General features: G+C 65.2%; 20 protein-coding genes. 10 read left to right on the forward strand and 10 right to left on the reverse strand.

Going from position 1 to position 19,739, the window contains the following annotated elements:
- Window positions 1–16: 16 nt before the first annotated feature.
- On the forward strand, window positions 17–934 hold the full coding sequence (locus ACFSQR_RS11340; RefSeq protein WP_377729884.1) for a DUF72 domain-containing protein: 918 nt from the start codon (window positions 17–19) through the stop codon (window positions 932–934).
- 9 nt (window positions 935–943) lie between these two features.
- Here the strand turns inward: ACFSQR_RS11340 and ACFSQR_RS11345 are convergent, their stop codons facing one another.
- From ACFSQR_RS11345 to ACFSQR_RS11360, 4 genes are all read right to left on the reverse strand, one after another.
- Window positions 944–1,948 carry an alpha/beta hydrolase family protein gene (locus ACFSQR_RS11345; RefSeq protein WP_377729885.1) on the reverse strand — a complete coding sequence of 335 codons (1,005 nt, stop codon included), beginning with the start codon at window positions 1,946–1,948 and terminating at the stop codon, window positions 944–946.
- A gap of 131 nt (window positions 1,949–2,079) precedes the next feature.
- Window positions 2,080–2,328: a DUF6587 family protein gene (locus tag ACFSQR_RS11350; protein ID WP_377729887.1), complete on the reverse strand. Its 249-nt coding sequence runs from the start codon at window positions 2,326–2,328 to the stop codon at window positions 2,080–2,082.
- The gene (locus ACFSQR_RS11355; RefSeq protein ID WP_377729967.1) at window positions 2,329–4,215 is read right to left on the reverse strand and encodes a ferrous iron transporter B; all 1,887 of its coding nucleotides are present in this window, start codon (window positions 4,213–4,215) and stop codon (window positions 2,329–2,331) included.
- A 2-nt stretch (window positions 4,216–4,217) separates the two neighbouring features.
- Window positions 4,218–4,487 (reverse strand): ferrous iron transport protein A, encoded by a 270-nt coding sequence (locus ACFSQR_RS11360; protein ID WP_377729889.1) that lies wholly within the window; start codon window positions 4,485–4,487, stop codon window positions 4,218–4,220.
- Between the two features lie 212 nt (window positions 4,488–4,699).
- On the opposite strand from ACFSQR_RS11360, the gene ACFSQR_RS11365 reads away from it, so the two are divergent.
- Both ACFSQR_RS11365 and bfr read left to right on the forward strand, forming a co-directional pair.
- Window positions 4,700–4,918, forward strand: coding sequence for a bacterioferritin-associated ferredoxin (locus ACFSQR_RS11365; protein ID WP_377729890.1), 219 nt, complete (start codon window positions 4,700–4,702; stop codon window positions 4,916–4,918).
- 169 nt (window positions 4,919–5,087) lie between these two features.
- A complete protein-coding gene (bfr, locus tag ACFSQR_RS11370; protein ID WP_377729891.1) occupies window positions 5,088–5,552 on the forward strand; it encodes a bacterioferritin in 465 nt (154 codons plus the stop codon).
- 19 nt (window positions 5,553–5,571) lie between these two features.
- On the opposite strand, the gene ACFSQR_RS11375 is transcribed toward bfr, so the two are convergent.
- Entirely contained in the window at window positions 5,572–6,183 is a 612-nt protein-coding gene (locus ACFSQR_RS11375) for a glutathione S-transferase family protein (protein WP_377729892.1), read from the reverse strand.
- 147 nt (window positions 6,184–6,330) lie between these two features.
- Between ACFSQR_RS11375 and purB the strand changes: the two genes are divergently transcribed.
- From purB to ACFSQR_RS11395, 4 genes are all read left to right on the forward strand, one after another.
- Window positions 6,331–7,707 carry an adenylosuccinate lyase gene (gene purB / locus ACFSQR_RS11380; protein WP_377729893.1) on the forward strand — a complete coding sequence of 459 codons (1,377 nt, stop codon included), beginning with the start codon at window positions 6,331–6,333 and terminating at the stop codon, window positions 7,705–7,707.
- A gap of 191 nt (window positions 7,708–7,898) precedes the next feature.
- Window positions 7,899–8,432: a cytochrome b gene (locus ACFSQR_RS11385; protein WP_377729894.1), complete on the forward strand. Its 534-nt coding sequence runs from the start codon at window positions 7,899–7,901 to the stop codon at window positions 8,430–8,432.
- Window positions 8,433–8,447: 15 nt separating this feature from the next.
- Window positions 8,448–8,993 carry a YceI family protein gene (locus tag ACFSQR_RS11390; RefSeq protein ID WP_377729896.1) on the forward strand — a complete coding sequence of 182 codons (546 nt, stop codon included), beginning with the start codon at window positions 8,448–8,450 and terminating at the stop codon, window positions 8,991–8,993.
- A gap of 24 nt (window positions 8,994–9,017) precedes the next feature.
- A complete protein-coding gene (locus ACFSQR_RS11395; RefSeq protein ID WP_377729898.1) occupies window positions 9,018–9,587 on the forward strand; it encodes a YceI family protein in 570 nt (189 codons plus the stop codon).
- A 31-nt stretch (window positions 9,588–9,618) separates the two neighbouring features.
- Here ACFSQR_RS11395 and ACFSQR_RS11400 read toward each other — a convergent pair whose 3' ends face one another.
- On the reverse strand, window positions 9,619–10,281 hold the full coding sequence (locus ACFSQR_RS11400) for an energy transducer TonB (RefSeq protein ID WP_377729899.1): 663 nt from the start codon (window positions 10,279–10,281) through the stop codon (window positions 9,619–9,621).
- Window positions 10,282–10,591: 310 nt separating this feature from the next.
- Window positions 10,592–11,728 carry a hypothetical protein gene (locus tag ACFSQR_RS11405; protein ID WP_377729900.1) on the reverse strand — a complete coding sequence of 379 codons (1,137 nt, stop codon included), beginning with the start codon at window positions 11,726–11,728 and terminating at the stop codon, window positions 10,592–10,594.
- Window positions 11,729–11,968: 240 nt separating this feature from the next.
- Here ACFSQR_RS11405 and ACFSQR_RS11410 point away from each other — a divergent pair, with 240 nt between their 5' ends.
- From ACFSQR_RS11410 to ACFSQR_RS11420, 3 genes are all read left to right on the forward strand, one after another.
- Window positions 11,969–12,238: a GlsB/YeaQ/YmgE family stress response membrane protein gene (locus ACFSQR_RS11410; protein ID WP_377729901.1), complete on the forward strand. Its 270-nt coding sequence runs from the start codon at window positions 11,969–11,971 to the stop codon at window positions 12,236–12,238.
- Between the two features lie 73 nt (window positions 12,239–12,311).
- The gene (cls, locus tag ACFSQR_RS11415; RefSeq protein WP_377729902.1) at window positions 12,312–13,586 is read left to right on the forward strand and encodes a cardiolipin synthase; all 1,275 of its coding nucleotides are present in this window, start codon (window positions 12,312–12,314) and stop codon (window positions 13,584–13,586) included.
- 199 nt (window positions 13,587–13,785) lie between these two features.
- Window positions 13,786–15,948: a S46 family peptidase gene (locus ACFSQR_RS11420; protein WP_377729903.1), complete on the forward strand. Its 2,163-nt coding sequence runs from the start codon at window positions 13,786–13,788 to the stop codon at window positions 15,946–15,948.
- A 410-nt stretch (window positions 15,949–16,358) separates the two neighbouring features.
- On the opposite strand, the gene ACFSQR_RS11425 is transcribed toward ACFSQR_RS11420, so the two are convergent.
- The 3 genes from ACFSQR_RS11425 to ACFSQR_RS11435 all read right to left on the reverse strand — a co-directional run bounded on the left by ACFSQR_RS11425 (window position 16,359) and on the right by ACFSQR_RS11435 (window position 19,704).
- On the reverse strand, window positions 16,359–17,822 hold the full coding sequence (locus ACFSQR_RS11425; RefSeq protein ID WP_377729904.1) for an APC family permease: 1,464 nt from the start codon (window positions 17,820–17,822) through the stop codon (window positions 16,359–16,361).
- Window positions 17,823–17,979: 157 nt separating this feature from the next.
- Window positions 17,980–18,744, reverse strand: a complete 765-nt coding sequence (locus ACFSQR_RS11430) for a hypothetical protein (protein ID WP_377729905.1) — start codon at window positions 18,742–18,744, stop codon at window positions 17,980–17,982.
- A 93-nt stretch (window positions 18,745–18,837) separates the two neighbouring features.
- A complete protein-coding gene (locus ACFSQR_RS11435; protein ID WP_377729906.1) occupies window positions 18,838–19,704 on the reverse strand; it encodes a GIN domain-containing protein in 867 nt (288 codons plus the stop codon).
- Between the last annotated feature and the right edge of the window lie 35 nt (window positions 19,705–19,739).

Raw genomic sequence — 19,739 nt, forward strand, 5'->3', positions numbered from 1 at the left:
GCTTACGCTGTGGGGCATGGGCGGCAAGATCTACATCGGCATTTCCGGCTGGCGCTACGTGCCGTGGCGCGGCGAGTTCTATCCGCCCGGCCTGGCGCAGCACCGCGAGCTGGAATACGCCTCGCGCCAGCTGCCCACCATCGAGATCAACGGCTCCTTCTATTCGCTGCAACGCCCGGAAAGCTACGCGGCCTGGTACGAGGCGACGCCGCCCGGCTTCGTGTTCTCGGTCAAGGGCAACCGCTACATCAGCCACATCCTGCGCCTGCGCGACGTCGATCCTGCGCTGTCGAACGTGCTCGCCTCGGGCATGTTCAAGCTGCGCGAGAAGCTGGGGCCGATGCTGTGGCAGTTCCCGCCCAACTTCGCGTTCGATCCGGAGCGGATGGAGCACTTCCTCAGCATCCTGCCGCACGACACCGCGCACGCGCTGGAGCTGGCGCGCCAGCACGAACCGCGCATGGCAGGACGCGCCGCGCTGGAGATCGACGCCAAGCGCAAGATGCGCCATGCGGTGGAAGTGCGGCACGACAGCTTTGCCGACGAACGCTTCGTGAAGATGCTGCGCAAGTACAAGGTCGCGGTGGTGGTGGCCGACACCGCCGGCAAATGGCCGTACTTCGAGGACGTGACCGCGGACTTCATGTACCTGCGCCTGCACGGCGAGAAGGAGCTGTACGCGAGCGGCTACACGGACGAGGCGCTGGACCGCTGGGCAGATCGCATCCGGGCCTGGTCGCTGGGCGGCCAGCCGGACGATGCGCGCACCGTCAGCGCGCTGGCGCCGCCAAAGCGCGCCAGCCGCGATGTGTTCTGCTACTTCGACAACGACATCAAGGTGCATGCGCCGTACGACGCGCACCGGCTGATGGTGCGGCTGGGACTGCGTGACAGCGTCGCGCCGCGCCCCGCGCCGCCGCTGAAGCCGGGATAGGGCCCGCGCCTACAGGTGCTTGTCGAAAAAGTCCACCACGCTCCGGTTCATCGTCGCATGGAAGGCGCGGCGGTCGAATTCGCCCTGCTCCCTGCACAACCCCGGCGGCCCGACAAGCCCGCAGGGCACCAGGAACGAGAAGTGCCCGGCGCCGCGCACCTCGTGGTACTCGGCCTTGTCGCCCAGTCCGCGGCGCACCGCGTCGATGGCATCGGGCACATTGGTGTCCAGTTCCGCTTCCCACACCTGCACCGGGATGTCGACCCCGTCCAGGGCGCCGGGCCGCATGGCAAAGCCGAGCGCGGGCGCCGCAACCACCGCCGCCCTGATGCGCCCATCCTTGCCCCAGGTGTCGTCCACTTTGGCATCCGCCTGCACCAGCGGAGACTTCAGCTGGCGCAGCAGGCCGCAGGTGAACTCCTGCGCCTTCGCGCAGTGGGTGGCCACATACGCCAGGTCAGGCTTTGCGCCGGCCGCGGCCAGCACCGTCAGCCCGCCGGCCGAGAAGCCATAGGCGCCAACGCGCTTCGGATCGATATGCGCGCGCCCGCCCCACTGGCCGAGCATGTAGTCCACGGCAGCTGCCAGCTCGCGGGTACGGTTGCCGAGGTAGGTGGCCGAAGCGAGCCCGGACTGGTCGGCGTAGTTGTCGCCGGTGTGCATCGGCGCGGCGACGACGTAACCTGCGGAAGCCAGCGCCAGCGCCATGTCGGCGTGGCCGCCCGGCCCGCCGCCGTTGCCGTGCGAGATCACCACCAGCGGCAGCCCCTTGCCGGACACCGGACCGTCCGCCGCGACATCCATCACGACCATCCCGAGCAGCGTGGTGGGCCAGGTGGTGGCGGTGGTCGGATACCACACGCCCATGGCGAAGCGCTGCCCGCCGCCGGTGGTGGCGACCACCGTCTGGAACCCAACCGGGCGTTCCGAGCGCAAGGCGCTCACCCACAAGGCGCCAATGACCGCGCCGGCCAGCAGCAAGACTGCGATCGCTATCCTGCGAACCCATTTCATGGCATGTCTCTCGTGGTTGTTTTGATCAGACGCCTATGGTCGCACGGAAAGGCGGCGCTGGCACGAGGCGTGAGACAGGCGGAGGCCGGTGTCGACCGAAACCGCGCAGGATGGGAGTAAAGCGGACCCGCTCAGTCGCGCGGGTGGATGCGGATGACGCGCCCGGCCGGACCGGCCGGACCGGGCGCAGGGGTGGTGTCGCAGCTGCCGCAGGTATCGCAGCCGCTGCCGCAGCCGGCGGACTGGCCGAACCAGCGCGCCACGCGCGGGTGCGCCGCGAGCCGCAGCGACAGCCTGCGCCGCAGCGCCGCCGGCATGTATTTCATGCCGATATAGATGGCGGCGACGGCGACGATCAGTGCGACGGCGAGTTCCTGCATTTAGCCTCCGGCCAGCGCCAGCGCGGTGCGGTAGGTGATGAACGACGCCACGTAGGCCAGCGCGAACATGTAGCCCGCCATGATCAGGGGGTAGCGGATGCTGTTGGTTTCGCGGCGCACCACCGACAGCGTGGACAGGCACTGCGGCGCGAACACGTACCACGCCAGCAGCGACAGCGCGGTGGCCATCGACCACGATTGCGCGATCAGCGGCACCAGGGCGGTTTCGATGTCGCCCCCGCCCTGCGCGGACAGCGCATACACGGTGCCCAGCGCGCCCACCGCCACTTCGCGCGCGGCCATGCCCGGCACCAGCGCGATGCAGATCTGCCAGCCGAAGCCGATCGGCTCGAACACCACCGCCAGCGCGCGGCCCAGCATGCCGGCGATGCTGTAATAGATGTCCGGCTGGGTGGCGCCTTCCGGGGCGCCGGGGAAGCTGGACAGGAACCACACCAGCACCATCAGCGTCAGGATCAGCGTGCCGACCCGGCGCAGGAAAATGCGCGCGCGTTCCCACAGGCCAAGCGCCAGGTTCTGCATGTGCGGCCAGTGGTAGCTCGGCAGCTCCAGCATCAGCGGCTGCCGGGTCTTGGAGCCGAGCGAATGCTTGAAGAACCATGCCACGCCCATCGCGCTGACGATGCCGGCCGCGTACAGGCAGAACAGCACCAGGCCCTGCAGGCTGACGCCGGCGCCGACTTCGCGGTCGGGGATGAAGGCGGCGATCACCAGCGCGTACACCGGCAGGCGCGCCGAACAGGTCATCAGCGGCGCGATCATGATGGTGACCAGGCGGTCGCGCGGGTTCTGGATGGTGCGCGCCGCCATCACGCCCGGGATCGCGCAGGCGAAACTGGACAGCAGCGGAATGAACGCGCGCCCCGACAGGCCGACGCCGCCCATCATGCGGTCGAGCAGGAAGGCTGCGCGCGGCAGGTAGCCGCAGTCTTCCAGTACCAGGATGAAGAAGAACAGGATCAGGATCTGCGGCAGGAACACCAGCACGCTGCCGACGCCGCTCAGGATGCCCTCCACCAGCAGGCTGCGCAGGATGCCCTCGCCCATCTGGGCGCCGACCCACTGGCCAACCGCGTCCACGCCGGCGGTGATCATGTCCATCGGCACCGCGGCCCAGCTGAACACGGCCTGGAACACCAGGAACATCAGCGCCGCGAAGATTACCGGGCCGGCGACCGGGTGCAGCACCACGTTGTCGATCTTTTCGGTCAGGTTGCCGGTGTCGTGCTCGTGGCTGGTGGCGGCATCGAGGATGCGGCGCACCTCGCGCTGGGTCTCTTCGACCGGCACCGCATCAAGCTCGGACAGCGCGCGCGGCGCCACGGCCGGTCCGAATGCGAGCGCGTCGAGCGCGCGCACCAGCGCCTGCTCGCCGCCGCTCTGCACCGCGACCGTCTCCACCACCGGCATGCCCAGCTCCTGCGACAGGCGGGCGGTGTCGATGCGGATGCCGCGCTTGCGGGCGACGTCGGTCATGTTCAACGCCAGCACCATCGGCAGGCCGAGGCGCTGCACTTCCAGCACCAGGCGCAGGTTCAGGCGCAGGTTGGTCGCGTTGGCAACCATGACCAGCGCTTCGGGCGCGCGTTCGCCGGCGCGCAGGCCGGCCACCACGTCGCGCGTGATCGCTTCGTCGGGGGTCTGCGCGGACAGGCTGTAGGCGCCCGGCAGGTCGAGCACGCGGTAGTGGCGCCCGCCGGGGGAGGTGAAGCCGCCTTCCTTGCGCTCGATCGTGACGCCGGCGTAGTTGGCGACCTTCTGGCGCGCGCCGGTGAGGCGGTTGAACAGCGCGGTCTTGCCGCAGTTGGGATTGCCAAGCAGTGCTACCAGCGGCTGGACGGCCGCCTGTTGTTCCATCGCGCCCATCATTACTCCGCGGTGACCGAAATCAGCGCCGCCTCGAAGCGGCGCAGCGCGAAGGTGGACTGGCCCACCCGGACCGCGACCGGCTCGCCGCCGGGGAAGCCGCGCTTGAGCACGCGGATGCGCTCGCCCGGCACGAAGCCCAGCTCCATCAGGCGGCGCGAGACGTCGATGCCGCTCCAGGCCAGGTCGGCGCTGGGCGCCAGGTGGATTACGGTCGCGCTCTGGCCAACCGTGAGGTTGTCGAGCGTGGTCAGGGTCGGAGCGAGAGTCATCGGGTGGCCTTGAGAGTGGGCGCTGCGGCGCAGGGGCCGCGTACCCTGACATGATACGTCTAAATGCGAATAATTTCTATTTATCGAGGTCGCAACGCAACAAATCGCTTGCATCGGAAACGCGTTTACCGCACAATGAACGTGAATGATAATGATTCTCATTAGTGAAACGGCAAGTGCCCTCACCTGAGATTGACCGGATACCAATAGCCATGATCGTCTGCGTTTGCAACAACATCTCCGACCGTGAAATCCGCCAGGCGGCCGACCTCGGCCTGACCTCGATGGGCGACCTGCGCCGCGACCTCGGCGTCGGCACCTGCTGCGGCAAGTGCGTCAGCTGCGCGCGGCAGGTCCTGCACGACCACATCGAAAGCACCACCGTCGCGGCGACCGAACTGTCGTTCCGCCGCGAGCCTGCCGGCGCGTAAGCCGGCCGCGCATACTCCCCCAGTATCTGCCCCCGGCCCGGCCCGGGGCACATACCCCCCCTCTTTTTCGGGCGGCCCGCCCGTCCGGCACATACCCCCCCTCCCCTCCCGCTGCCTTCATATTTGTTATGATGGCCGACACGACAACAAACACCCGGGAAGGCATCTCATGAAGGGCGACAAGAACATCATCCGGCTGCTCAACGCGCAGCTGACCAACGAGCTCACCGCGATCAACCAGTACTACCTGCATGCGCGCATGTACCGCCACTGGGGCTTCGAAAAACTCGGCAAGAAGGAGTACGACGAGTCGATCGGCGAGATGAAGCACGCCGACAAGCTGATCGAGCGCATCCTGATGCTGGACGGCCTGCCGAACCTGCAGGCGCTGCACAAGCTGCTGATCGGCGAAAACGCGCCGGAAATGCTGGATTGCGACCTCAAGCTGGAGCAGGCGGCGCAGGTCACGATCAAGGAAGGCATCGCGGCGGCCGAGCAGGTCGGCGACTACGTGTCGCGCGAACTGCTGGTGGAGATCCTCGACGATACCGAGGAACACATCGAATGGCTGGAGACCCAGCTGGACCTGATCAACAAGATCGGCCTGCAGAACTACCTGCAATCGCAGATGTGATCGGCGGGGGCCGTCCCCTTTACAGGTGGGGGACGGTATCGCGGAACGACGGGCGCTCGGCCAGCTTGTCGTACAACCGCGCGAGGTTGGCGAAATCGTCGCGCCAGCCGATTTCGGGGAAGCGGAACGACAGCCACCCCAGCATGCATCCCACCGCCACGTCGGCCAGCGTGTAATGGTTGCCGGCGCAGTACGGCGATTCGCCCAGGTTGGCCGAGATCACCGACAGCCCCGCCTGCACCTTGTGCATCTGGCGCTCGATCCACGCATCGCTTTGCTGCTCGCGCGGGCGCAGCGTGCGCTCCAGGCGCACCAGCACGGCCGCGTCGAGCACGCCGTCCGCCAGCGCTTCCCAGCACTTCACGTCCGCACGGTCGCGCCCGTTCGGCGGCAGCAGCTTGCCGACCGGTGACATGGTGTCGAGGAATTCGACGATCACGCGCGAGTCGTACAGCGCGGTGCCGTCGTCGAGGATCAGGCAGGGCACCTTGCCCAGCGGGTTGGCCTCGTGGATGCGGGTCCCTGCGTCCCAGACGTTTTCCAGCTCGTACTGGTAATCGAGCTTTTTTTCCGCCAGCACCACGCGGGCTTTGCGGACATAGGGACTGGTGTTGGAACCGATGAGTTTCATAAAAAATGCAGTAGCGGATTGATCCCAAGTATAGCACCGGGGCCTGCCGCGTCCCCAGCGCCGCGGCCGTTGTGGCAGCCCGCATACATCGGAAGGACGGCTCCTTCGGTGGTAAAATCGCATTCTTTGCGCCTCCCATCCAACGCCATGACCACGACTCCCTACTCCACGCTGTCGGCCCTGTCCCCACTGGACGGCCGCTACGCCGCCAAGACCGACAAGCTGCGCCCGATCCTGTCCGAAGCAGGCTTCATGCACCACCGCGTGAAGGTGGAAATCGCCTGGCTGCAGGCCCTGTCGCAAGCCGGCTTCGACGAGATCAAGCCCTTCTCCGCAGAAGCCAACGCGCACCTGGAGCGCATCGCCGCCGACTTCAACGAAGACGCCGCCGCGCGCATCAAGGACATCGAGCGCGTCACCAACCACGACGTGAAGGCGGTCGAATACTGGCTCAAGGAACAGGTCAAGGATGTGCCGGAGCTGGTCGCGGCGACCGAGTTCATCCACTTCGCCTGCACTTCCGAGGACATCAACAACACCTCGCACGGCATGATGCTCAAGGCCGCGCGCGACGGCGTGATGCTGCCGGCCCTGCAAGCCATCATCGACAAGCTGACCCGCCTCGCGCACGACAACGCGGCGCTGCCGATGCTGTCGCGCACGCACGGCCAGACCGCCAGCCCGACCACGCTGGGCAAGGAGATGGCCAACGTGGTGGCCCGCCTGCAGCGCGCGGTCAAGCGCATCGCCGCGGTCGAAATCCTGGGCAAGATGAACGGCGCGGTGGGCAACTACAACGCGCACCTGTCGGCCTACCCGGAATTCGACTGGGCCGCGTTCTCGAAGGACGTGATCGAGCAGCGCCTTGGCCTGACCTTCAATCCGTACACCATCCAGATCGAGCCGCACGACTACATGGCCGAGCTGTTCGACGCGATCGCCCGCGCCAACACGATCCTGCTGGACCTGAACCGCGACATCTGGACCTACATCTCGCTGGGCTACTTCAAGCAGATCACCAAGGCGGGCGAAATCGGTTCCTCGACCATGCCGCACAAGGTCAACCCGATCGACTTCGAGAACTCCGAAGGCAACCTGGGACTGGCCAACGCGACGCTGCGCCACATGGCCGACAAGCTGCCGGTCTCGCGCATGCAGCGCGACCTGACCGATTCGACCGTGTTGCGCAATATCGGCGTGGGCTTCGGCTACGCGCTGCTGGCCTACGACAGCTGCCTGCGCGGCCTGAACAAGCTGGAAGTGAACGCCGCCCGCCTGGAGCAGGACCTGGACGCGAACTGGGAAGTGCTGGCCGAGCCGGTGCAGACCGTGATGCGCCGCTACGGCATCGAGAACCCGTACGAGCAGCTCAAGGAACTCACGCGCGGCAAGGGCATCTCGAAAGATGCGCTGCGCGAGTTCATCACCGGCCTGGCGATCCCGCAGCAGGCCAAGGACCAGCTGCTGGCGATGACGCCGATGAACTACACCGGCATCGCCGAGCAGCTCGCCCGCGCGATCTGACAGGGAACGGGGACTGCCGCCGCATGCCAGGGCGGCAGCGCTGACCCCGCATTCCGTTCGCATTCGCGGTAGCAGCAATACAGGGGACCGTCCGTCATGGACGGTCCCTTTTTTGTACGCCTCAACGCAGGCCGGTGTTTTTTGCTACTATTTTGTTCTAACAAGAACTATAGAGTCCGGAGACCCGCGTGATGCAGCGCTACACCGCCACCGCCATTGCCCTGCACTGGCTGATCGCCCTGCTGGTGATCGCCAACTTCGCGCTCGGCGTCTTCATGACCGACATCCCCGGCCTCACCCCGGCCAAGCTGCGCTACTTCTCCTGGCATAAGTGGGCGGGCGTCACCATCCTGCTGCTGGCCACGCTGCGCCTGCTGTGGCGCCTCAGGCATCGGGCGCCGGCTCTGCCCGACACCATGCCCGCCTGGGAGAAGATGGCCGCGCATGCTTCGCATTCCCTGCTCTACGTGCTGCTGTTCGCGGTGCCGCTGTCCGGTTATTTCTATTCGCTGGCCGCCGGCGTGCCGGTGGTGTATTTCGGCGTGATCGAGCTGCCCGTGCTGATCGGCCGCGACCCGCAACTCAAGGAACTGCTCGAGACCACGCACTTCGGCCTCAACATGCTGCTGGCCGCCACCGTTGCACTGCATGTGCTGGCCGCGCTGAAGCACCAGTTCATCGATCATGACAGCGTCCTCCGGCGTATGCTGCCGGTCCGCACCTGATTCGGAAAGCCCATCATGAAACGTCTCCTCCTCCCCCTGCTGCTCGCCATCCCCGCGCTTGCGATGGCCGGCCCGCTCAAGACCGATGCCGCCAACAGCAGCGTCACCGCGGTCTTCCGCCAGATGAACGTGCCGGTCGAAGGCGTGTTCAAGCGCTTCACGGCCAGGGTCGACTACGATCCGGCCAAGCCCCAGGCCGCCCGCGCGGACGTCCAGATCGACACCACCACGCTCGATGTCGGCGACGAGGAGATGAACAAGGAGGTGGGCAAGAAGGAGTGGTTCCACACGGCGCAGTATCCGCGCGCGTCCTTCGTGTCCACGGCCATCCGCGCCACGTCGCCCGGCAAGCTCACCGTCGACGGCAAGCTCACCATCAAGGGCCGCACCGCGAACGTGCGCTTCCCGCTGACGGTCAGGCAGACCGGCACCAGGTTCCTGTTCGAGGGACAGCTGCCGATTCGCCGCACCGCGTTCCTCGTCGGCGAAGGCGACTGGCTCGATACCAGCATGGTCGCCGACGAAGTGATCATCAAGTTCCGCATCACGGCAGCACAGTAATCCCACCCCACCGTAAGGATGAACATGAAAGCAAAGATCTTCGCAGCAGCCCTCACCGCAGTCCTTGGCAGCAGCGCATTTGCCGCTGACGTCTACCAGATCGACCCGAACCACACCTACCCGAGCATGGAAGTGGACCACAAGGGCCTGTCCATCCTGCGCGGCAAGTTCAACAAGACTGAAGGCACGATCACCCTGGACCGCGTCGCCAAGACCGGCACCATCAACGTGACCATCGACGCGGCGTCGGTGGATTTTGGCCATGACCGCCTGAACAACCACATCAAGTCGGCCGACATGTTCGACGTCGAAAAATTCCCGACCGCCGTGTACAAGGGCACCTCGATGACCTTCAACGGCGACGTGCCGGCGACGGTGAATGGCGAGCTGACGCTGCATGGCGTGACGCTGCCGGTGCAACTGAAGATCAACAAGTTCAAGTGCGTGCAGAACACGCAGCTCAAGCGTGAAGTGTGCGGCGCGGATGCGTCGGCGGAGTTCAAGCGGACCGATTTCGGCATCGGCTACGGCGGCGCCGCCTTCGATCCGCTGGTGAAGCTGCAGATCGAAGTGGAAGCCATCAAGCAGCAGTAAGCGACACCGGGGGGGGCGGGCCCCGGCCGTATCAGGCGGGCTGATACCTGGCGAAGGCGTGGCCCGGGCCAGGCAGGCCGCGGTACAGGCTTGGCGTGAACTTGCAGCTTTCCACGGCACGCACGGCTTCGGCGCGGGCCGCATCGTCATGCGATCCGCGCTCGGCCTTGATGCCGAACGCCGTGCCCGCCGGCGTGATCAGGAAGCGCAGGAGCACGCCCTGCCCACCGGCAGGCCCCTCCGTCAGTACCAGCCGCCCTGCCGCCGCGCAGGACTCCGGCACGATCTCGGGTCGCGTGCCCGGCGTATTCCCGCCATCCTCCAGCGCCCATGAAAACGCCATCTTCTTCCACGTCGCGCCGGCCAGCTTGCCGTCGCGCGTCATGGGCGTGAAGCGGCAGGCCGACATCGCCCCAAGGGTGGCGTCATCCAGCAAGGCCCAGCCGCTCGACGCGAGCACGCGCTTGTCGTGTACGCGCCCATCCTCTCCGATGAGCAGCTCGATGACGGTTTTCCCTTCCAGCTCATAGCGCCGGGCCTCCGCCGGGTAGGCGGGTCCGGCGCAGTTGCGCGGGATGCCGCCGGCCAGTTCGCCCTGCATCGGCGGCGGGTGCCTGGCCACGAGGTCGTCCGAATTGGCGTACGCAAAGGCGGCCAGCGCGGCCAACGGTAAAAATAGTCTGTTCAGCTTCATGTATTCAGTTGGCGCAGGCGGTGCGCTGCATCGGAAAATCCATCGAAGTGTCCTTGCCGTTCATGCTGCCATCGATGCGTGCGTCCGGCAGCGCGGCGGCGTATGGTTTCATCGATTGCCCGTGTGTTTGTATGTCGAGGTCGTACGTTAACACGGCCGCCAGCCATCCGTCATCCCCGGGCTGCCGCCATCCCAGCGAAGGCTGGAAGCCACCGGCCCGAAGAAAAACAAAAAAGGGCGCTGCCCTTGCGAGGCAGCGCCCTCCTGATTCAAGCCATGGGACAGTCCCGCAGGGACCGTCCCCGGCTGATTAACGGCCGTCGCGGTCCGCGTCGCCCGGCATCGCGCGCTCGACGCGATCCCACGCCGCACGGGTTGCAGACTTGGCCTGCTCCCAGTTCAGGCGCGATTTGCCTTTTACGCGTTCCCAGTCATCCGACAGGTCGTTTTCAGCGCTGTCGAACGAGCCAGGATAGCGGCCGCGGCCGTTGTAGCCCAGTTCGTAGGCAGGACCGTAGTCGTCATAGGTGTAGCCCGGGGTGTAGTAGGACGAGGTCTGGTAGTTCTGGCTCCAGTACTCGCGCTCCTGCTCCGGGTTGACCATGTGGCCGATGCCCTTGCCAGCCATGCCGCCTGCCACTGCGCCGATCGCAGCGCCAGCGGCCATGCCGACCGGGCCGCCAACCGCGCCTGCAGCCGCGCCCACTGCCGCGCCGGAACCGGCGCCGACACCCTTGGCCAGGTTGTGGTCATGCAGCTCGTCGCCGCGCTTCGGATTGACGACTTCGGCCGCGCCTTTGCCTGCCAGGCCGCCCGAGATGCCGCCGATGGCCGCACCAGCCGCCATCCCGATAGGACCGGCTGCAGCGCCGATGCCCGCGCCGGCCAGCGCGCCAGCGCCAGCGCCCAGGCCGGTGCCGATCACGTGCTCGCCCTTGTTGTCCTTCCAGCTCTGTTCGATGTGGGCTGCGTCTTCGTCCGAACGCGGGCTCACGCCCATCACGATGCCGCCGCTCTTGATGCCTTCTTCATAGTGCTTGACGCGCTCTTCCGGGATGCCGGCGCCGATCAGCGCGCCGATCAGGCCGCCAGTCACGCCACCCGCGCCCGCACCTGCCAGCGCAGCGGCCACAGGACCGGCGATCACGATACCCATGCCTGGCAGCACCAGCGTGGTGCCCACGGCTGCGATGCCTGCCAGCACGGCGCCGATCGCGCCGCCGATGCCCGCACCCACGCCCGCGCCTTCAGCGGCCTTGGTGCCCAGTTCGGTCTCCTGATCGCCGAAGTGGCGCTTGCGCGTGTCGTCCGACATCACCAGGTTCACGTCATCCTTGCTGTAACCGCGCTCGTGCAGCGTGTTATATGCACGCTCGGCGCTGTCGCGGTCGCGGAACAGGCCGGTCACCATGCGGTTGCTCTTGGTCGTGTCGTCATAAGTTGCCATGTCTCATTTCCTTTCTGGGAATTGTGTGGTGGGCAGGCTCACTTGCTTGCCGGTCGAACTACGTTAAGCTCTTCGATACCCGGCATCTGTACGGTGCCGCACCTACGCGCCACCGATTCTGCAAGCGTTGCGCTACGTTCGTTGCCGCACCGACCCCGAACTCGACGATGACTAATCTGCATTCACGGCCAGCGCTTTCGCATTGGTCAATGCGTGTTAATTACTTTAGGAGGGATCGACATGTTATTCATTATCTGGATCGTCATTGGCGGTATTATGGGTTGGCTTGCCAGCCTGGTCATGAAAACGGATGCCGAACAGGGCATGATTCTCAACGTTGTCGTCGGTATCGTTGGCGCGTTCCTGGGTGGCTGGCTGCTGTCGCCGCTATTTGGCACCGGCACCATCAACCAGGACGACTTCAGCGTCACCTCGCTGCTGGTTTCCTTCCTTGGCGCAGTCATCCTGCTGGCCATCGTGAACCTGCTGCGTCGTGGCCGCGTTCGTTAAAAAATGTAGTTTGCCCACCGAAACCAACGCTTGATCGGAAAGCGTTGGTTTTTTTTCGCCCCGGAATTTATCCATGAGATCGCCCATAATGATCGCGCTCGTATCCGTACTGCTGACGCTGCTGGCCGTATTCCTGACGTTCAACCTGATGCCCGGCGAGCGGCGCCTCGAGGAAAAACTGTCGCGCAGCTATGGCACCGACGACGAGCAATTCCGCCGTTCCCTGGGCGTGCTGCTCGGACCGCCCATCCTGGAAGGCAACCACGTCGAAGAGCTGATCAACGGCGACCGCATCTTCCCCGCCATGCTCGAAGCGATCCGCTCGGCGCAGAAGACGGTCACCTTCGAAACCTTCATCTACTGGTCCGAATCGATCGGCAAGGAATTTGCCGACGCGCTGTCGGAACGCGCCCGCAACGGCGTCAAGGTACACGTGCTGCTCGATTTCATGGGCAGCGTCAAGCTCGACGCCGCATCGATCGAGGAGATGCGCGAGGCCGGCGTGGAAGTGGAGCGCTACCACAAGCCGGCGTGGTGGAAGTTCACGCGCCTGAACAACCGCACCCACCGCAAGGTGCTCGTGATCGACGGCAAGCTCGGCTTCACCGGCGGCGTGGGCGTGGCGGACCAGTGGCGCGGCGACGCGCAGGACAAGAACCACTGGCGCGACACCCACTTCCGCGTGCGCGGGCCGGTGGTCGGACAGATGCAGGCCGTGTTCAACGACAACTGGAGCAAGTCGACCGGTTCCGTGCTGGATGGCGAGGAATATTTCCCCGCGCTGGAGCCCGCCGGCAACATGCCCGCGCAGATGTTCAGCAGCTCGCCCACAGGCGGCAGCGAAAGCATGCACCTCATGTACCTGATGGCGATCACCGCGTCGCGCCGCGAGATCATGCTGTCGAGCTCCTACTTCGTCCCGGACAAGCTGGCCATCGACGCGCTGGCGGAAGCGGCCAAGCGTGGTGTGCGCATCCGCATCATTACCCCCGGCAAGCACATCGACACGGCCATCGTGCGTGCGGCATCGCGCGAGCGCTGGGGCGACCTGCTCAAGGCCGGCGTCAAGATTGCCGAATACAAGCCGACCATGTTCCATGTGAAGTGCCTGATCGTGGACGGCCTGCTGGTGTCGGTCGGCTCCACCAACTTCGACAACCGCTCCTTCAAGATCAACGACGAAGCCAACCTCAACGTGTTCAGCCGCGAGTTTGCCGCGCGCCAGGCCGAAGTGTTCGAAGCGGACTGGAAGAAATCGCGCCAGATCACGCTTGCCGAGTGGGAAAACCGGCCCCTGCTGGAAAAAATGACATCCAAGTTCTACTCCATGTTCGGCGCCCAGCTGTAACACAATCACAACTCCCCAAAATGGGGACAGACCCCATTTCACATACCGAAATGGGGTCTGTCCCCATTTTTGGGTCTGTCCCCATTTTGGGTATTTTTCATTGACTATTACGGCAGCGGTGCGGATACTCTCAGACGCTCCCGGCAGAGCACATCTGCCGCAATGTATGCATACATATATATTCAAGAGACCGACAAGCATGAAAAAATCACTTCTCGCGCTCGCCATCCTGTCGACCGCCTCCGCCGCCTACGCGGATGAAGGCATGTGGATGCCGCAGCAGCTGCCGCAAATCGCCAACCAACTGAAGGCTGCCGGCCTCGAGCTGGATCCGGCCAAGCTGACCAAGCTGACCGAGTTCCCGGCTGGCGCGATCGTGAGCCTGGGCGGCTGCTCGGCATCGTTCGTCTCGCCGCAAGGCCTGGTTGCAACCAACCACCACTGCGTCTACAACAGCGTCGCCGTCAACTCGACCAAGGAACGCGACCTGCTGGCCAACGGCTTCCTGGCCAAGACCCTGGCCGAAGAACTGCCTGCCGCACCTGGCAGCCGCGTGTTCGTGACCGAAGAAGTGCTGAACGTCTCCGACCGCATCATCACCCCTGCCGTGGCCAAGCTGACCGGCAAGAAGCGCATCGATGCGATCGAAAAGAACCAGAAGGCGCTGGTGGCCGAGTGCGAAAAAGAAGCCGGCTACCGCTGCACCGTGGCCTCGTTCTACGGCGGCCTCGAGTTCTACCGCCTGAAGCAGCTGGAAATCCGTGACGTGCGCCTGGTGCACGCGCCGGCTGAAGGCATCGGCAAGTTCGGCGGCGACACCGACAACTGGATGTGGCCACGCCACACCGGCGACTACGGTTTCTACCGCGCCTACGTCTCGAAAGACGGCAAGGCAGCCGACTACTCCAAGGACAACGTTCCTTACCAGCCGAAGCACCACCTGAAGATCGCCAAGGAAGGCGTGAAGGAAGGCGACTTCATCATGGTGATGGGCTACCCAGGCCGCACCAACCGCCACCGCCTGCCGTCGGAAGTGGCGTACACCTTCGAGTGGAACTACCCGGCATTCGTGCAGCGCTCGGCTGAGACGCTGGCGATCATCGAACGCGAAACCGCAGGCGACCGCGGCGCAGCGCTCAAGTACGCCGGCCTGAAGGCGAACGTCAACAACTACTTCAAGAACCGCAAGGGCATGCTGAGCTCGTACGAGAACAGCGACTTCCTGGCCCGCAAGACCCAGGAACATGCGGACCTGAAGGCATGGGTCAACGCCGATGCCAAGCGCAAGAAGGAATTCGCGGCCGACATCGAAGCGGTCGAGAAGCTGATCGCCCAGCGCGACGCCCAAGTCAAGCGCGACTGGAACCTGGACAGCTCGTCGCCACGCTTCCTGACCGCCGCCCGCACCCTGTACCGCCTGGCGCACGAAAGCACCAAGCCTGACGCGGAGCGCCGCGCCGGCATGCAGGAACGCGACATGGGCCGCCTCAAGGCGTCGGTCGAAGGCATGGACCGCACCTACGTCGAGAAGGTCGACAAGGCACTGGTCCTGAACAGCCTGGTCAAGTACGCAGCACAGCCAGCCGCCGAGCGCAACGCCGCCTTCGACGCAGCGATGGGCATCAAGGACGGCATGAAGGAAGCCGAACTGAAGGCACTGCTGGATACCATGTATGCAGGCTCCAAGCTGGCCAACAGCGCCGAGCGCGCCGCATGGCTGGGCAAGAAGCCGGCCGACTTCAAGGCATCGAACGACAGCTTCATCAAGGCTGCCGTCGCGATGTACGAGGACAGCATGAAGCGTGAAGCGGCCGACGAAGAGCTGGCCGGCAAGATCCAGCAAGCCTACGCCAACTACATGAAGGCCAAGATCGCCTACATGAACAGCAAGGGCAAGGCCGTGTACCCTGACGCGAACGGCACGCTGCGCGTGACCTTCGGCAAGATCCAGGGCCGCGACCACGGCGCCGACGGCACCGGTTCCTGGACCGCGTTCACCACCGTCAAGGGCGTCGTTGCCAAGGCAACCGGCGAAGGCGAGTTCAACGCACCTGTGAAGCAGCTGGCAGCGATCAAGGCCAAGGACTTCGGCAAGTATGTCGATCCGAAGCTGGGCACCGTTCCTGTCAACTACCTGGCCACGCTGGACATCACCGGCGGCAACTCCGGTTCGGCAGCGCTGAACTCGAAGGGTGAGTTCATCGGCCTGGCATTCGATGGCACGCTCGATTCGATCATCTCGGACTGGGACTTCAACGCCGCCAACACCCGCGACATCCAGGTGGACGTGCGCTACATGCTGTGGGTAATGAAGCATGTCGACCACGCCGACAACCTGATCAAGGAAATGGGCGCCGAGTAATCGTCCCCTGCCCCATCAAAAAGCCCGCTTCCAAGCGGGCTTTTTTTATTTACAAGCCCTGCTGGACGAGTTGGCCGACCGGGATCTACAACAGACCGTCCTCGCTCGCCTCGCCGATAAATCGCGGCTGGTCGAGGTAAGCCTTGACGAGCTCTGAACGATCAGCCAGCGCTCCTTACCGTCTCTTCTCCATCAGGATGCGCTCGCCGAGTGGCAAGCGCTCCACGGCTCAGTCAAAACGCTCTTGAATAAGGCGCTGGCAAAGCATGCTGATCGTGCAGGTGCTCGCTGTAGACAAAGGGAGGACAGCGCCGCGTACAGGTCCGCTGTCGCGAGGTTGATTGCCTCGGTAAACCGAGGCAGAGCAGGCTGAATGAAGGGCAGCACGTTTGCGCTGCCCCTGCATAGTATTAGCTGCGGTTCAGGCGCGAGTTGCGCACGCTGTAGGTGAAGTAGGTCAGGACCGCGACCGCCATCCAGATCAGGAAGATGCGGAAGGTCGACGGCGGCAGCCCCACCATGATGTACAGACAGGCTGCGACCGACAGGCACGGGATCACGTACGGGCCGAATGGCACGCGGAAGCCTTCCACCGGCGCGCCCGGCGTCTCGCGGCGGCGCATTACCGGCACCGCGATCGAGACCACGATGAATGCGGTCAGCGTACCCATCGACACCATGTCCCACAGGAAGGTGGAGTCCACCAGGCCGGCGATCACCGCCACCACGATGCACACCAGGACCGTGTTGCTGACCGGCGCTCCGCTGCGCTCGCCCACCTTGTGGAACGACGGCGAGATCAGGCCATCGCGCGACACGGCGTACAGAATGCGGGTCTGGCCGTAGATGGTCACCAGGGTAACAGAGAACACCGAGATCACCGCGCCTGCGGACAGGATCAGCGCAGGCCAGGCCTGGCCGGTGACGTTCTGCAGGATCACGGCAAGGCCGGCTTCCTGGTGCGCGAACATGGCCGCAGGCTGCGCGCCCACGGCGGCCACTGCCACCAGCATGTAGAACACGGTCACGATGACCAGCGCGGCCAGGATGCCCAGCGGGACGTTGCGGCGCGGGTCCTTGACTTCTTCGCCCGCCGTGGCGACGGTATCGAGGCCGATGAAGGAGAAGAACACGGTGCCGGCAGCGGCCGTGATGCCGGCCATGCCCGCGAGGCCCTTGGAGTTGTCGGTATTGAAGAATGGGGTGAAGTTGGCCGCGTCGAAACCGGTAAAGGCGATCGCGACGAAGAACAGCAGGATCGCCAGCTTAATCATCACCATGACGTTATTCGCGGTGGCCGACTCCTTGGCGCCGCGCAGCAGCAGCACGCCGCACATCGCGACCAGCAGGATCGGCGGCAGGTTGATGTGCCCCGGACGGAATTCGACGCCGTGGTCGGTCGAGACGATCATGGGCGAGCGCAGCTCGCGCAATATCTCGTAGCCCGTTGAATTGACCAGGAAATTGTTCAGGTAATCCGACCACCCGATCGCCACGGCGCTCGCGGCCAGTCCATATTCGAGCAGCACGCAGGCAGCGACGATGAAGGCGGCGAATTCGCCCAGCGAAGCGTAGGCAAAGGAATAAGCGGAACCGGATGCGGGGATCTTGAAGGCCAGTTCCGCATAGCACAGTGCCGTGAGGCCGGCGGTAATCGCCGCGAGCAGGAAGGACAGGATCACCGACGGACCGGCCTTGGGAACCGCTTCGACCATGGTGAAGAAGATGCCGGTGCCGATGGTCGCGCCCACGCCGATCATCGTCAGCGGGAAGGCGCCGAGCGTCCGTTTCAGCTCTCCCTGGCCTTGGCCATCGGGGTGCTTTGCTACCGGTTTGGTGCGGAACAGCTTATAGCCAGGGTTCGTGGTCGTCACGGGTGTCCTCAGTCGCGGGAAAAAAACCTAGCGATTATAGGGCCGTTTTACTGAGTGAAAGACAAAAAACGATGCACCGGCCGCAATTTGCACGACCGCGTGCGGCCAACGCCGTCATCCCAGCCGAATGCCGCCCTGGCGCCGGGACGGCGGGCCGCTATTCGGCCGGGACGGCAGGAGCGTCGGCTGCGAACTGGAATTCGATCCGCGCGTCGTTCGGGAAGCGGCGGTCGCCCAGCGGCGCGACGAAGCCCATGCCCTCGTCGCTGAGTTCGAGCGGCTTGCGCACCGCGCCGTCCACCAGCGTCGCCGCACTGATCTTGCGGTCGGCGCGGCTCGACAGCTGCAGCTTCTCGACGCTGCACCAGTCGGTGGTCAACAGGAAGCTGTTGACGAGCAGCTTGACCCACAGCGGCATCTCTTCCTTGGCCACGGCGACCATGACCCGGCATTCCAGGCGCAGGTCGCCCAGCCGGCGCATGCCGTCCGGTACGCCGGCGCTGCGCACGTCGGCATGCCAGCGGAAGCCTCCCTTCTTCTTGTTCAGCATGAGGTCGGCGTTTTCGTCGTCCGCCTGCTCGCTGCGCGGCAGGACGAAACTGCCGTCCGTGCCGATCGGCACGGGAATCGACACGGTGTCGCCGGTGATGTGCAGGGTCAGCTTGTCCATCGCGTCGGACGCGGCGCTGGCGCGTGGACGCAGCTTGAAGCGCAGCTCCTTCGCCTGCGGAGCCAGGGCGCGGTTGTCGTCGAATGCGTCGAGGCCTGCTGCCATGGCGCGGTAACGCTTCAATTCAGGATTGCGCAGGGCGCTGACGTGGACTGGTTCCTGTTCGGCGGCGACGGCTTGCGCGAACGCGGGCACGGAAGAAAGCGTGAGGAGTGCTGCGGCGCAGAGGCCGCGGAGAAGCTTGGTAGGCATGTTGGTCCAGTCAGGCGTTGCAGGGGACCGGTCCCGGGTGCCGGCGCAAGAGCCGGGGACTGCCCCCCATCGGGGACAGTCCCCCGCTCTATTTTAGTTGACGACCTGGACGCGCTTGCCGCTGACGGTGCGCTGCGCAGGATTGCCGTAGACGGTGATGTGGCCGGAGCCGTTCGACTTGGCGATGACCGCGTCCTTGACGATGGCGGAGATGTCGCCGGAGCCGTTGCTGTACAGGTCAGCGGTCTGGCTGGACAGGCGCGCGAAGTTGGCGCCGCCGGAGCCGTGCACGCTGGCGTTGAGCTTTTCGACATTGCCGCCTGCTTCGATCTGGCCGGAACCGTTCAGGTTCGCCGACAGCGAGCGGCCGCTGACGCTGCCCAGCACCATGCTGCCGGAGCCATTCAGGCCGACGTTGGCGTCGCCCACGGTCAGGCCGGTGGCGATGACGCCGCCGGAGCCGGTCAGCTGCGCATTCAGGCGGTCGACGCGGCCGGACAATTCGGTGCGGCCCGAGCCGCTGGCGATCAGCGTGAAGGTGCCGCCGTTCAGGCCCGTCACGTTCAGGCGGCCGGAGCCGGCGGTGGTGACATGGTCCAGCGACGCGACGGTGTAGCGCACGCGGATCGGGTTGTCGGTCTTGACGCTGCCTTCCATCCAGATGCGCAGCGTGTCGCCGGTCTGTTCGGTCCTGACCAGCGGCAGCAGGTTGCTGTCCGCCTCGATCTCCAGCGACGGGGTGCCGCCGACGCGCACGTCGGCCTGCATGCGGCCGCCGAGGTTCAGCGAACGCAGGGCGACGACGTCGCGGCGCTCTGCCTGCAGGTTGCCGTTGCCGACGGTGGTCTTGCTGCTCCAGGCGGTGTAGATGCCGGATTCGCCGTTACCCGGCGCGATCACGATGGCGCAGCCGCCCAGCAGGGTGGCGCAGGCGAGGGCGAGGACGGAAAGAGTACGCATGGTGAAGTCCCTTATTGTTATTGACCGGCTAACGA

The organism is Pseudoduganella sp. GCM10020061 (assembly GCF_042683405.1).
Classification (GTDB): domain Bacteria; phylum Pseudomonadota; class Gammaproteobacteria; order Burkholderiales; family Burkholderiaceae_D; genus Telluria.

Excerpts from the sequence above, each read along its gene's own strand:
- ACFSQR_RS11340 (WP_377729884.1), top strand. The coding sequence starts at position 17 with ATGGGCGGCAAGATCTACATCGGCATTTCCGGCTGGCGCTACGTGCCG.
- ACFSQR_RS11345 (WP_377729885.1), bottom strand. The coding sequence starts at position 1,948 with ATGAAATGGGTTCGCAGGATAGCGATCGCAGTCTTGCTGCTGGCCGGC.
- ACFSQR_RS11350 (WP_377729887.1), bottom strand. The coding sequence starts at position 2,328 with ATGCAGGAACTCGCCGTCGCACTGATCGTCGCCGTCGCCGCCATCTAT.
- ACFSQR_RS11355 (WP_377729967.1), bottom strand. The coding sequence starts at position 4,215 with ATGGGCGCGATGGAACAACAGGCGGCCGTCCAGCCGCTGGTAGCACTG.
- ACFSQR_RS11360 (WP_377729889.1), bottom strand. The coding sequence starts at position 4,487 with ATGACTCTCGCTCCGACCCTGACCACGCTCGACAACCTCACGGTTGGC.
- ACFSQR_RS11365 (WP_377729890.1), top strand. The coding sequence starts at position 4,700 with ATGATCGTCTGCGTTTGCAACAACATCTCCGACCGTGAAATCCGCCAG.
- bfr (WP_377729891.1), top strand. The coding sequence starts at position 5,088 with ATGAAGGGCGACAAGAACATCATCCGGCTGCTCAACGCGCAGCTGACC.
- ACFSQR_RS11375 (WP_377729892.1), bottom strand. The coding sequence starts at position 6,183 with ATGAAACTCATCGGTTCCAACACCAGTCCCTATGTCCGCAAAGCCCGC.
- purB (WP_377729893.1), top strand. The coding sequence starts at position 6,331 with ATGACCACGACTCCCTACTCCACGCTGTCGGCCCTGTCCCCACTGGAC.
- ACFSQR_RS11385 (WP_377729894.1), top strand. The coding sequence starts at position 7,899 with ATGCAGCGCTACACCGCCACCGCCATTGCCCTGCACTGGCTGATCGCC.
- ACFSQR_RS11390 (WP_377729896.1), top strand. The coding sequence starts at position 8,448 with ATGAAACGTCTCCTCCTCCCCCTGCTGCTCGCCATCCCCGCGCTTGCG.
- ACFSQR_RS11395 (WP_377729898.1), top strand. The coding sequence starts at position 9,018 with ATGAAAGCAAAGATCTTCGCAGCAGCCCTCACCGCAGTCCTTGGCAGC.
- ACFSQR_RS11400 (WP_377729899.1), bottom strand. The coding sequence starts at position 10,281 with ATGAAGCTGAACAGACTATTTTTACCGTTGGCCGCGCTGGCCGCCTTT.
- ACFSQR_RS11405 (WP_377729900.1), bottom strand. The coding sequence starts at position 11,728 with ATGGCAACTTATGACGACACGACCAAGAGCAACCGCATGGTGACCGGC.
- ACFSQR_RS11410 (WP_377729901.1), top strand. The coding sequence starts at position 11,969 with ATGTTATTCATTATCTGGATCGTCATTGGCGGTATTATGGGTTGGCTT.
- cls (WP_377729902.1), top strand. The coding sequence starts at position 12,312 with ATGAGATCGCCCATAATGATCGCGCTCGTATCCGTACTGCTGACGCTG.
- ACFSQR_RS11420 (WP_377729903.1), top strand. The coding sequence starts at position 13,786 with ATGAAAAAATCACTTCTCGCGCTCGCCATCCTGTCGACCGCCTCCGCC.
- ACFSQR_RS11430 (WP_377729905.1), bottom strand. The coding sequence starts at position 18,744 with ATGCCTACCAAGCTTCTCCGCGGCCTCTGCGCCGCAGCACTCCTCACG.
- ACFSQR_RS11435 (WP_377729906.1), bottom strand. The coding sequence starts at position 19,704 with ATGCGTACTCTTTCCGTCCTCGCCCTCGCCTGCGCCACCCTGCTGGGC.